At 37.1% G+C, this 12,884-nt stretch carries 10 protein-coding genes; 7 read left to right on the top strand and 3 right to left on the bottom strand.

The window, feature by feature from the left end:
* The first annotated feature begins 3 nt into the window (after positions 1–3).
* From ACFRAE_RS06530 to ACFRAE_RS06515, 4 genes are all read left to right on the top strand, one after another.
* Positions 4–519: a hypothetical protein gene (locus ACFRAE_RS06530; RefSeq protein ID WP_422796324.1), complete on the top strand. Its 516-nt coding sequence runs from the start codon at positions 4–6 to the stop codon at positions 517–519.
* A complete protein-coding gene (gene hemE / locus ACFRAE_RS06525) occupies positions 516–1,553 on the top strand; it encodes a uroporphyrinogen decarboxylase (protein WP_422796400.1) in 1,038 nt (345 codons plus the stop codon). Before ACFRAE_RS06530 ends, hemE begins: the two co-directional genes overlap by 4 nt.
* Before the next feature lie 170 nt (positions 1,554–1,723).
* On the top strand, positions 1,724–2,275 hold the full coding sequence (locus tag ACFRAE_RS06520; protein ID WP_422796323.1) for a CopD family protein: 552 nt from the start codon (positions 1,724–1,726) through the stop codon (positions 2,273–2,275).
* Between the two features lies 1 nt (position 2,276).
* Positions 2,277–2,783, top strand: coding sequence for an outer membrane beta-barrel protein (locus ACFRAE_RS06515; RefSeq protein WP_422796322.1), 507 nt, complete (start codon positions 2,277–2,279; stop codon positions 2,781–2,783).
* Positions 2,784–2,799: 16 nt separating this feature from the next.
* Here ACFRAE_RS06515 and ACFRAE_RS06510 read toward each other — a convergent pair whose 3' ends face one another.
* From ACFRAE_RS06510 to ACFRAE_RS06500, 3 genes are all read right to left on the bottom strand, one after another.
* The gene (locus tag ACFRAE_RS06510; protein WP_422796321.1) at positions 2,800–4,230 is read right to left on the bottom strand and encodes an NAD-dependent succinate-semialdehyde dehydrogenase; all 1,431 of its coding nucleotides are present in this window, start codon (positions 4,228–4,230) and stop codon (positions 2,800–2,802) included.
* Positions 4,231–4,306: 76 nt separating this feature from the next.
* Positions 4,307–5,518: a bifunctional 3,4-dihydroxy-2-butanone-4-phosphate synthase/GTP cyclohydrolase II gene (locus ACFRAE_RS06505; RefSeq protein ID WP_422796320.1), complete on the bottom strand. Its 1,212-nt coding sequence runs from the start codon at positions 5,516–5,518 to the stop codon at positions 4,307–4,309.
* 95 nt (positions 5,519–5,613) lie between these two features.
* Entirely contained in the window at positions 5,614–6,606 is a 993-nt protein-coding gene (locus ACFRAE_RS06500) for a helix-turn-helix transcriptional regulator (RefSeq protein WP_422796319.1), read from the bottom strand.
* Between the two features lie 89 nt (positions 6,607–6,695).
* Here ACFRAE_RS06500 and ACFRAE_RS06495 point away from each other — a divergent pair, with 89 nt between their 5' ends.
* The 3 genes from ACFRAE_RS06495 (at position 6,696) to ACFRAE_RS06485 (ending at position 12,876) form a co-directional block, all read left to right on the top strand.
* Complete coding sequence (locus ACFRAE_RS06495; protein WP_422796318.1) at positions 6,696–9,158, top strand: TonB-dependent receptor domain-containing protein; 2,463 nt, start codon at positions 6,696–6,698, stop codon at positions 9,156–9,158.
* Positions 9,159–9,223: 65 nt separating this feature from the next.
* The gene (locus ACFRAE_RS06490; RefSeq protein WP_422796317.1) at positions 9,224–10,414 is read left to right on the top strand and encodes a PepSY-associated TM helix domain-containing protein; all 1,191 of its coding nucleotides are present in this window, start codon (positions 9,224–9,226) and stop codon (positions 10,412–10,414) included.
* A gap of 86 nt (positions 10,415–10,500) precedes the next feature.
* Positions 10,501–12,876 (top strand): TonB-dependent receptor domain-containing protein, encoded by a 2,376-nt coding sequence (locus ACFRAE_RS06485; protein ID WP_422796316.1) that lies wholly within the window; start codon positions 10,501–10,503, stop codon positions 12,874–12,876.
* Positions 12,877–12,884: the final 8 nt, after the last annotated feature.

The following is a 12,884-nucleotide window of genomic DNA, read 5'->3' as shown; positions in this document are numbered from 1 at the left end:
TTCATGAACACTACGGCACGTAAAATTGTTATCGCAATTGCGATTGGTTTCCTTGTGTATGCTTTGTTTGCAAAGCATTATAATGTGGCTATTTATATTTTAGGAGGAATAGCCTATTTGGTTTGGAGTTACCTTCGTGAGGGTACTGTTTATTTAGCTACACAGGCATTTCATAAACAAGACTATGAAAAAACAAAATCCCTATTAGCAGAAATTAAAAATCCAGATCAATTACGAAAAGGAAGACGGAATTTCTATGAATTTATGATGGGTAATATTGCCTTAAAGGAGGAACGCATTGATGAGGCGGAATATCACTTTCAATTGGCTTCTAGGTTACCTTGGAAACGCGACAATGAAAAAGGAATGGTATTGATCAATTTGGCTAATATAAATTTACGAAAACAAGAGTATGTTCGAGTGAGCAGCTACATTGATTTGGCAGAGAAATTAAGATTGACCGCTCGCCAACAGGAAATAATAGGAAAAATAAAAAACGAAGTAAATAAACATATATAGTGAATAATTTAAAAAATGATCTTTTAATACGTGCTGCATTTTCCCAAGCGACAGAAAGGCCGCCAGTATGGATGATGCGTCAAGCAGGTAGATTTATGAAGGAATATTGGGATATAAAGAACAAATATTCTTTCTTAGAAATGTGTAAAACACCTGAAATTGCAGCGGATGTAACGATGTTACCTATTGATTTATTAGGTGTAGATGCGGCTATCTTATTTTCTGATATTTTAGTGACAGCGGAAGCAATGGGTGGAGATCTTTCCTTTGAACAAGGGGTAGGTCCAAGATTTTCGAATCCTATCCGTTCCAAACAAGATGCGGCAAACCTTTCTACAGATTGTTTAGATAAATTGCAATATGTGGGTGATGCTATCCGTGTCATTAAACAACGATTAGATCAACAAGTTCCTTTAATTGGATTCGCAGGTGCTCCCTTTACTATTTTAAGTTATTTGGTCGAAGGAGGATCTTCAAAAGATTTTAAATTGACTAAAACATTATTGAATAATCAACCGGAGTTAGCGCATAGTATCTTGCAAAAGATAGCGGATGTAACGGTCGCTTATTTAAATATGCAAATTGAAGCAGGTGTTAATGCTGTTCAATTATTTGATAGCTGGGCGCTGGCCTTATCCTGGAACGATTATAAAGAGTTCAGTCATCAATATAATAATTATATTATTTCTAGATTAAATAGAAAAGATGTTCCAGTGATTTCCTTCTGTAAAGGATCTTCCGTATTTGCACCTCTAATGGCGGAAACGAAACCTGATGTTATTTCTGTAGATTGGAATGCAGATTTACTACATATTAAACAAGGTTTACCGAAGGGTATAGCCGTTCAAGGAAATCTAGACCCATTTGTGCTTTATGCAGATAAGCCAGTAATTAAGAAGAAGATCTTGGATCTATTTGAAAGAATGCGTGGCGAGGAAGGATTTATCTTCAATCTGGGACATGGCATCATGCCTGATATTCCATTCGACAATGTGAAATATGCTGTCGAATTAATTAAAGAATATCGGTATTAATCGGTTTAACGAATACATTAAAAGAAGGAGCAGTGAATTGTTCCTTCTTTTATTTTGTTCACAACGATAACTTATAGAAAGTATAGTCTTAGGGACATCCCTGATTTTATGAGCGCTGCCCTTTCCGATTGACAGATAATTGTTAATTTTGATAAGATAAAGAATCTAAAATGCTCTATTTATACGCAAAAGCAATTCATATAATATTCGTGGTTTGTTGGATGGCTGGTTTATTCTATATGCCACGCCTATTTATCTATCATCAAGAAGCTAAACAAAAAACTACAGTAGAGTATGAAGTGCTGCATAAGCAATTTATGATTATGGAACGTAAATTATGGTGGGTGATAACCACACCAGCCATGTATATTGTTCTGGGTTCTGCTTTCGTCTTACTCTATCTAAATCCAGCCTTATTGTTGACAGGATGGATGCAAATTAAATTAGTATTTGTGGGTCTGCTTGTCATTTACCATTTCAAATGTCAAGGGATGATGTTTCAACTGCGTGCTGGGAATTTGAGTTGGACTTCCACCCAATTAAGGCTGTGGAATGAAGTATCCACACTGATTTTATTTGCAATCGTGTTTTTAGTCATTTTAAAATCTACCATAGGTTGGGTGTTTGGTGTGGTTGGCTTAATTTCTTTAGCTGTGCTTTTAATGATATTAGTGAAATTGTATAAAAAATATAGAAATAATAAAGGTGAACAAGTTGATTAATATGAGATATATTTTAGCCGTAATTATTGGAATGCTGACTATTCAATCTTCCAATGCACAAGAAAAGCAATGGGCCTTGGGTTTTTTGACAGATATTCAATTTAAAGATTCTTCACCTTATGCGAGTTATGGATTGCAAGGAAGATATGATTTGGATAATCATCAGTCTATGCAAGCACAGGTTTATGGTCGGGGAGAATTTATAGGTGTTGGAGCTGATTATTTGATTCAATTTTTAAATAAGGAGAAATCTAATTTTAATGTGTTTTTAGGTCTAGGACTTAGTCAGGAGTTTTTTACGTATGAATCAGCAGTTGAAGATGAGCAGACTAGTCCAATGAAGATAAAGGAAAATTTCACAAAAGCTATTGGACAAATAGGCGTCAGTCAATATTTTCCAACGGTAGGCTTATCCATTTATGGTGGTTTTAAAACGAAGTATCAATTTAAAAACGAGCACATGGATGCAAACTATTTGACGTTGGGTTTACGATACCATATTTGGTAATCCAAATGGCTTGGTATTAATCGGCAAAGCATAGGTATTTTAATTCCATATACTCATCAAGGCCGTATTTAGAACCTTCTCTTCCTAATCCCGATTGTTTTACACCACCAAATGGTGCAGAGGCATTGGAAATTAATCCGGTATTGATACCAATCATTCCAGCTTCTAAAGCTTGCGATACCCGAAAGCAACGGGCAACATTATCGGAATAGAAATATGCCGCTAAACCAAAAGCTGTATTATTGGCTAATTGCAAAACTTCTTCTTCTGTACTGAATTTAAAAAGTGCACAGACGGGTCCAAATGTTTCTTCTTTTGCAATCAGGCTGTCCGGATGTACATTGGATAAAACAGTAGGTTGATAAAATAAGCCTTCCTTGGTTTCGCCTCCTGTCTCAATTTTTGCACCATGAGCAACCGCATCTGCCACGTGTGATTGCACCTTTTCTAAACCCTTTTGATTGATCAATGGCCCGACTTGGCTCTCAGGATTAAGCCCATCTGCAAGCACTAGGTTTTTTACGGCTATCGTAAGCTTATCACAAAACTCTTTATAAATAGTTTCATGCACATAAAAGCGGTTTATGGAAACGCAGGTCTGACCTGTATTCCTGAATTTACCAGCGATTGAACCTGCTACGGCTTGATCTATATTTGCATCTTGGAATATAATCATTGGTGCATTGCCACCAAGTTCTAAGGAAATCCGTTTGATGGTACTTGCAGCTTGTTCCATTAAGGTTTTGCCAACAGCGGTAGAGCCTGTAAAACTAATCTTACGGACAAGATCACTCGTTGCTAAAGCTTTTCCAATTCCCTTGCTATCGGTGGAGGTAATGACATTGAACACACCATTTGGAAAACCAGCCATATCAGCTAGTTTAGCTAATGCAATTGCGGTAAATGGCGTTTGAGAAGCCGGTTTTAAGACTAATGTACATCCAGCGACTAAGGCTGGTGCTAACTTTCGAGTAATCATTGCTAAGGGGAAATTCCATGGGGTTATTGCAGCGACTACACCTATAGACTGTTTAATGGTCATTAAATGATTCTTTCCATTAATTGATGGAATAGTCTCTCCATAAGCACGTTTCCCTTCTTCTGCAAACCAATCTAAAAAGGAATTCGCATAATCAACTTCTGTCAATGATTCCCGAATGGGTTTACCACTTTCTAGGGTCATTATTTCTGCCAATTCATTCTTATGTTCTTCAATTAACAGGTTGAGCTTCCTAATTAATTGAGATCGAAATCCAAGGGATTCCTTTTTCCACAGATGCCAAGCTTGTTCAGCAGTTTGGATATACCGGTAACAATCCGCTACGCTTAGGTCTGGAAGTTGACCAATTGCTTTTTGAGTCGCAGGATTGAAAATTTCAAAGGTTTTATCGCTACTGATGAATTTGCCATTAAGGTAGGCCTGTTCAAGGAATAAAGAATTTCTCATCTTGGTAATTAGATATTGAATTAATTATTGGATTATAAACAAAAAGGAGACCATTGGGTCTCCTTTTGTATGTTATTTACAGATTATTTAAAGTATGACCCATTCGATCTCTCTTGGTCTTTAAATAAGCTTCATTGTGTTGATTCGGATTAATTTCGATGGGTAGGTTTTCGATAATTTCTAATCCATAACCAATTAAGCCAGCTCGCTTAGTCGGGTTGTTGGAAAGTAAACGCATTTTAGTAACGCCCATATACCGCAATATTTGCGCACCTACACCATAATCTCTTAAATCTGGTTTGAAGCCTAATTGTAAGTTCGCATCTACGGTATCTACACCTTGCTCTTGCAATTTGTAGGCATGCAATTTGTTGATTAGTCCGATGCCACGACCTTCTTGGTTCATATAAACAATAATCCCTTTACCTTCTTGTTCAATAATTTCCATGGACCTGTGTAATTGAGGGCCACAATCACAACGGCAAGAACCGAAGATATCACCCGTGATACAAGAACTGTGTACACGAACTAATATAGGCTCATCTTCATTCCATTCTCCCTTGTATAAAGCTAAGTGTTGCTCGCCTGTATTTTTTTGCGTGAAAGCTTTCATTTTAAAGTCACCCCATTGTGTAGGCATCTCTACAGAAACCTCTTCCTCGATCAAAGTATCGTGTTTCAATCGGTATTCGATCAGGTCTTCAATACTGATGATTTTTAAATCAAATCGCTCTGCTACCTTAATCAAATCTGGTAACCTAGCCATTTCACCATCATCTTTCAGAATTTCGACCAATACCCCAGCAGGTTCAAATCCAGCAAGTCTTGCTAAATCTACAGATGCCTCTGTATGACCAGTTCTTCTCAATACACCACCATCCTTAGCAATCAAAGGAAAGATATGTCCAGGTCTGCCTAACTCTTCCGGTCTTATATTTGGATCGATTAAGGCTTTTATGGTTTTGGACCGGTCAGAAGCTGATATACCAGTGGTACATCCATAACCTTGTAAATCCACTGACACTGTAAAATTTGTTTCGTAAACTGCTGTATTTTGGTTTACCATTAAACCTAAATTAAGTTCACGGCAACGTTCTTCTGTTAATGGGGCACAAACTAAACCTCTACCATGAGTAGCCATGAAATTGATAACTTCTGGAGTTGCATTTCTAGCTGCAGTGACAAAATCTCCTTCATTTTCACGGTCTTCATCATCCACCACAATAATAACTTTGCCTGCTTTTATGTCTTCGATTGCTTCTTCAATCGTATGGAGCTTAATATTCATTTGGTTTTCTATATGCTTACAAAGGTAGGGCTTAATTGCCATTTTTTTATAAATATGTTGTCATAAATAGCAATATTAAGGAAAAGGAAAATGCTTTATTTAAGTTTAATTGGCTTCCGGCTTTCTTTCGGTAATTTGTTGAAGTGATCAAAATATACTTTTGTAAAATGGTGAGAATACTTAAATCCAGTGAGGTATGCTATTTCTTTGATTTCTAATGGTGTTTCTAACAACATTTGATGGGCCACAGTCAATCTCATTTTACGGATATATCCAAAAACCGTATCGGAGAACAGCGCCTTAAATCCATTCTTTAATTTGTATTCATTTATTCCAAACATTTTAGCCAAATCTTGAAGGTGAAAATCCTGCTGGTAATTATTTTTGAGGTAATCTCGCACAGCATTCAGTATGGCGATATCTTGATTGCTCCAAGGGCTTTGATGTAAAGCATTGTTTGCACCTACAAAAGCGGATAATATCAATTCGTTTGCCTTGCATCTTAAGAAATCATACGCAAAATCAGCTTTATAATTATGGGAGGTCAGTTGATCAATTAGTAGTTCTTGATCTGTAGAAATGATAAGCGGGGATTTGAAAAGTGTCATGTTTGTCTTATTGATTAACGCTTTAACTCCCAGTTTTGAAAAACCTTGAGAACCTAATAATTCTTCTAGATAGCTATAGGGTAGATGGATGTCCAGCACCTTCCTATGCGTAGAGTAATTCAGAAATCCGTGTGTGGTTAGATTATAGATAAATTGGTAATGATTACTAGGGATAATAATTTGTTGATGATCATCCCCTTCATAAGCCGATTGACCTAATAATTCAAACTGTAGTTTAATTAAGGGGGTATGATGATCCACCCTAATCTTAAAAGGGCTTGTAATCTTCCATTCCTGATAAGTTAGCCTAATATCATTTAAGTTTGCAGAGATCAAATAACCATCTAGGTAGGGATTGTTGATGTTTTTTTTATGAAATCCACTGGTTAAAACTTCGGAGTCTTTATTCTTTAGTAAATCTTGTAAATAGTCACTTCCGTAAATTTCTTTAAGTGTCAAGCAAGGTATTTTATCCCTCATATGTTACAGTTTATCCTTTATCTGTTATTCTTAGCCTATCAAAAATAATACTTTTGCCATGTTATTTAAAATCAATCTAAATAATTTTTATGATTAAAATTTATACATACATAGTATCCTCACTCATCTGTTTAACAGTTTTGTTGCCAATTTCAGTCTTTGCACAAGCAAACGCAACGATAAAAGGAGAGATTTATACAATAGATGGAAAACCATTATCGTATGCTTCCATTCGATTAAAAGGAACAAAATATAATTGTTCTGTAACAGAGGATGGAACTTTTTCCATGCAAGTCCCACAAGGGGATTACCGATTAGAAGTGACCTACGCAAATTATGCTGTCTACCAAAAGCCTATCAAATTAAAAGCCGGGCAAGGCTTGATTCTGGAAAGAATCATCGTTCAATCCAATTCTACGCAATTACGGGAAGTCATCGTTTCGGATATTCAGCGAAATAAATTTGCAAAAAAAGAAACCGATGATGTGGCAAGAATGCCACTATCCAATCTTAGAAATCCGCAGGCCTATAGTGTAATTAGCAAGGATTTAATGATGGAATTAGCTGCAACGGATTATAATTCAGCACTCAGCCAAGTACCAGGTGCAGTGGTATCCACTGGGGTGAATGATAATGGTAATGGGGTTTATTTACGAGGATTTTCCAATAGTGGCAACGGAAATTCCAATATGGTTAGAAATGGTTTACCAATTAACTCTCGTGCGGTGTCTGAAATATTTAATTTAGATAAGGTTGAGATTTTAAAAGGCCCTTCTGCGACACTTTTTGGCGCACAGGTAACTTCTTATGGCGGCATTATTAATAATGTCACCAAAAGACCCTTTGAGTCATTTCGAGGGGAAATAAGTTACTTGACTGGTAGTTTTGGGATGAACCGATTGACGGCTGATATCAATGCCCCTTTAAATAAAGACAGGACAGCACTTGGTCGTTTTAATATCCTTGGAATGAATCATGATGGATTTCAGAACGAAGGCAAGAATACCGCTATAGCGTTTGCTACAAGCCTGCAATTTAAAGCAGGTGAAAAAACTACCGTTCGCTTTGATGCCGATGTATACAATACCACCAAACCCTTAGTTGCCTTTATTCGAAATACCAATAAGTTGACGGTTTCGAATATGAAAGATTTTAAAGCACCTTTTGATCGCTCCTATACATCAAATGATGTGGCCACCAACCGAACGAACATAAATATTGGCGCAGAAATAGAACATCAGATTTCGGACTCTTGGACTTCAAGAACTTCTTATTTATACAATAACAGTGGAGATAAAGGATCTATTTTCATGGTGCCTATGATTGTTGATGATCAACGCATAGAGCGTAGGTATCGAATATTTGACGATTTCAATTTAAACTATTCTGTAATACAACAAAATTTTAATGGTTCATATCAAATAGGTGCTGTAAAAAATCAAGTATTAATAGGAGCAGATGCGACCTTATTTACCAGTAAAAACCTTTATTTAGTTCCATACTTCGCCATTCTAGATACAGTCAATGTGAATGATCCTATTTGGAAGCCACTCACACGAACAGAAGTCAATAATTCCAGGGAAAAAAGAAGTTTCGGAGACGGGATTGATAATAGTAAATATCATGTGATCAGTGGTTATATTTCCAATGTGACGAACATATCAGACCGTTTATTTTTGATGCTGAGTGCTCGGTTAAATAAATTTTATCAAGGTACCATCACTTCATATAGCCCTGGTCAACCGGAAGTTCGTGATGAACAAGGAAAAGTAGAGCAACGTGCGGTTGCAGCATCCTACACTGAAAAGAAAGGTTATAATCAAGCGAATATTTCACCTAAAATTGGTATAGTCTACCAACCGATCAAAGACCAGGTTTCCATTTTTGCCAACTACATGAATAGTTTTACGAACAATGCGGCATCTATGGGGTTATCAAATCCTAGTGATTTACAATCTACACCAGTATTGACCAATTGGAAACCAGAACAAGCCTATCAATTTGAAGCTGGAGCAAAATTCGAATTAATGAATGGGCTTATTAATTCAAATATCAGTTATTATACCATTACTGTGCATGACAAAGTAAGACAAATTGCAGATGCGGTAAATGCTCAAGATGGTAAATTTAATAGTAAGGGTTTTGAAATAGACTTGATCGCCAATCCATTAAAAGGATGGAATGTGATATTAGGCTATGGATTTAACGAAAATGAATATATCATGGCTGCCGATGGCTTGGTTGGTTTGCGAGAAGCATGGACTCCTAAACATGTCGCTAATGTTTGGACATCCTATAAATTCTTAACTAATAAATTAAAAGGATTCGGTGCTGGTGTTGGAATGAACTACGTTGACCAAGTGCTTATGAACATGCAAGATGATTTTATCGTTCCATCCGCTACCATTTTCAATGCGACTTTATTTTATGACCAGCCCAAATATCGTGTAGGAATTAAACTCAACAATTTCACGAATAAAAAATATTGGGATGTATTTGCAAGGCCTCAAAAACCATTTGAGTTCTTAGCCAATCTATCCTTTAAATTCTAATGCATATCTCTCTTTCAATTTGCTGAGGGACTCGTTCCCTTGGCAAATTAATTTACGGTATTATTATGACAGCATTTGCTCTACGAACAAAACCTAAAAAAGCGGAAGCATCGGCCCCGGCGAAAAAGAAGAAAAGCAATTGGCTTTTACGTCTAAATGCATGGTTACATCTTTGGCCTAGTATTATTTCAGGAATCATTGTGATCATCGTTTGCCTTTCAGGAACAATCATAGTTTACTGCGATGAAATCATGAATTTTACCGCTGGACCATCAAAATATGTAAGCCTACCTCCGGATGCCAAACCTGTAACTGCAGATGCCATCCTCAATTCTATTAAAGATAGAGATTCCGCATTTCAAGTTTCCGAAATGGTATTTTTTCAAGAAGAGCAGCGCAGTGTTAGGGTACGTGCTTTCCATAAGGGTACTGGAAAACTTAATCTCATTTATGTTAATCCCTATACAGCTGAAATTTTGGACGTAGACTATACCATACATTTCTTTTTCGTGATGGCTCATATCCATTCGCACCTCTTGGCAGGTAAGATTGGAGGATGGATTGTGTTGCTGTCTACGGTGATCTTTTTAGTGAGTTGTATTACAGGCTTAGTACTTTGGTGGCCGAAAAGATGGACTAAGAAAACCCGACAAGACAGTTTTACGGTAAAATGGAAGGCTAAATTCAAAAGGCTAAATTATGATTTGCACAATGTATATGGCTTTTACGCCCTTTTGTTGTGTTTCATCCTGAGTCTTACTGGCGTATTCATCTTTTTCCACTCCCTGAGTGAAGCTATTAGTAAAACTTTTGGTGGCTCAGCAGATCATCTAGAGACTATTTTACCCAAAGCGATTGAAGGAGCTCCATCTTTAGATTTTGCTCAATTGGCATTTAAAGCTTTGAAAAAGCATCCTAATCAACCTAATGCTAGTATATGGGTGCCTAGGGAAAATAAAACAGGAGCATATGTTTTTAATTTGGGTGTTGCAGGATTGAAAAGCACTGAAAATTTAGCGGTCATGGTATTTGATAAATATACTGGACAAGAGCTCGCTGTAGAGAAGCCCTATATTATTCACGAGCAAGTAGAGAACAGCATTTGGCAATTACATATGGGTCAATGGTGGGGTCAGTTTGGAAAATTCTCCACTTTCTTAGCAGGGCTAATTGCAACTTCCTTACCCATAACAGGATTTTTAATCTGGTGGGGGCGAACACGAAAAAAGAAAAAGATCCCAAAACCTCAAACATAGCCTGTTTTTTCAGGCCATTTTAAAACGAAATCAAATCTATATATATGCAGCTTACTTATTTTATTTCCCTCATATTCCTTTTTTCTATGAGCACTGTTTATGGTCAACACGCATTGCAGGGGCAACTTGTTGATTCCACAGGACGGCAGATCAGCAATGCTACGGTCACTTTGAATCATACCATCAGTCAAAAATCATGGACGGTTGTAAGTGATGAACAGGGTTTCTTTGTTTTTCAAGTTCCGAATGGAAAATATAATTTGAAAATATCTTGTTTAGGTTATGAAGAGCTGATCCAATCAGAGATAAACATCAATGATCAAAACCTACAGTTAAATAAAATTCTATTAAAGGCCGACGAGCAATTTATTGAAGCGATTTTGATCAAAGGAGAAAAGCGCCTAATTGAACAGAAATCTGATCGCATGATCCTCAATGTCGCGAGCAGTATACTAGCAGACGGAATGAATGCCTTAGAGATATTACAAAGAGCACCAGGTGTCAAAGTAGATGATGATGGTAATATACAAATGCGTGGGAAGTCGGATGTAGGTGTATTGATCAATGGCAAACTTTCGTATTTATCCAATAGCGAATTAGCGACCCTCTTAAAAGGCACCTCCTCATCCACTATTCAGCGGGTAGAACTCATCACAAATCCTTCCTCCAAATATGATGCGCAAGGTATGGGTGGACTAATCAATATTGTGATGAAAAGGGATTTAACAACTGGATTAAATGGAAGCCTAAACTTGTTTGGCGGTGGAGGTAGGAAAGAACGTTATGGTTTAGCATTCCAAATGAATGCAACTTTAAACCGATGGAGTGTTATGGGGAGTTTTAATAAAGCCTATCGCGGAGAGGAAGAATATCGATATTTCGATAGGTTTTTTGAGAAAAGACCTCAAGAACAATTTGCCCGCATGTCTAAACAGTATTCCCTGACTTCCGAACCATTAGAAACTAATAGTGCCAAATTTGCGTTAGATTTTTTACCTACAGAACGGACGAACATTGGGATCATGTGGTCTGCTGATTTTGGATCCTATAAGAATTTCAATCAGGGCTATAATAATATTCTTTATACAGATGAACAGTTGCTTTCGAATACCTTGACCAATAATGCCATCCGCTCACAGTGGAACACGCATAATCTAAATTTAAATTTCAAGCAAACCTTCTCCCATGAGGGAGATGAACTTCGAGCAGATTTTGATTACATGTATGCGGATTACGATGCCCATCAATTATTAATCTCCGACTTCCAAAAAACGGCTGTTCAAGACGCTTTCACCTCGACAAAAAGAAACCTAAGTCCTTCGGTGAGTAAGCTTTATATTGGTAAAATTGATTATAGCAAACCAGTTGCGGAAGGCCATTTGTTCGAGCTTGGGTGGAAAAGTAGTTCCATCGAGGCTGATAATAATTCCATAAATGACTCGCTCAAAAGTCAGCAATGGGTGCATGATCTAGGCAATAGCAATCATTTTAAGTATCAAGAACAAATACATGCCGGTTATGCAAATTACCGATTCGAAAAAGGAAAATGGAATATGGTACTAGGTTTACGTGCAGAGCACACCAAGGCAGTCGGTAATCAATTAACAACCCAAGAAAAATTTACACGGAATTATACCAATTGGTTTCCCAATGCATCCTTGAGTCATAAATTTAATGATAAAAACAACCTGCAATTCTCTTTTGGTCGTCGCATAAATAGGCCAGATTATGAAGATTTAAATCCTTTTCGGTATTATGTAGATGCCTTTGTGTTTTATGAAGGCAATCCATCCTTACAGCCTGAATTGGCAAACGCTTTTGAATTGAATTACAGTTTTGGTAAAAACTTGCATGTATCCATGTTCTACACCGATGTAAACGATGTGATGACGAATGTCTTGACTCAAATACCCGATCGGAACACCACCATACGGTCTGTTGCGAATATCAGCGGATTTAGAAACAAAGGAGTAAACATCAACCATGCTTATCCCATTACGAAGTTTTGGACCAGCATTAATAATGCAGTGCTCTTTGAAAATTATTATTTCGGACAATTTAAGGAAGAACGTATCGATCAAAGGCAGTGGTCATACACCCTACAGTCTAATAATACATTCAAAATTGGAGCAGGATATTCCGCAGAATTGAATGCTCAATATGTTTCTCCTGAAACTGATGGCGTATTTAAAAGGAAATCGTTTGGCAATGTATCTGCAGGATTGATGAAGCAGGTATGGAATGATAAAATCGCTTTAAAACTTTCAGTAAATGACATGTTTAAAACCATGAGCTATTCTACAACATCCAGAAGTGCAGGGGTGCGCATGCAGCAAAACTTTAATTTAGATTCGAGGGTGTTGCTCATTTCTGCTACTTGGAAAATAGGCGCAGATTTAAAAGCTAAACCCAAAGCACATCCAGAAAATGACGAGCAAAAAAGGATGCGTGGGGCAAACTAATTTTAGCA

Origin of the sequence: Sphingobacterium sp. HJSM2_6 (genome assembly GCF_049316305.1) — a bacterium.
GTDB lineage: Bacteria > Bacteroidota > Bacteroidia > Sphingobacteriales > Sphingobacteriaceae > Sphingobacterium.
The sequence above is the reverse complement of the archived record's forward strand: the minus strand, read 5'-3'. Positions and strand labels throughout refer to the sequence as shown.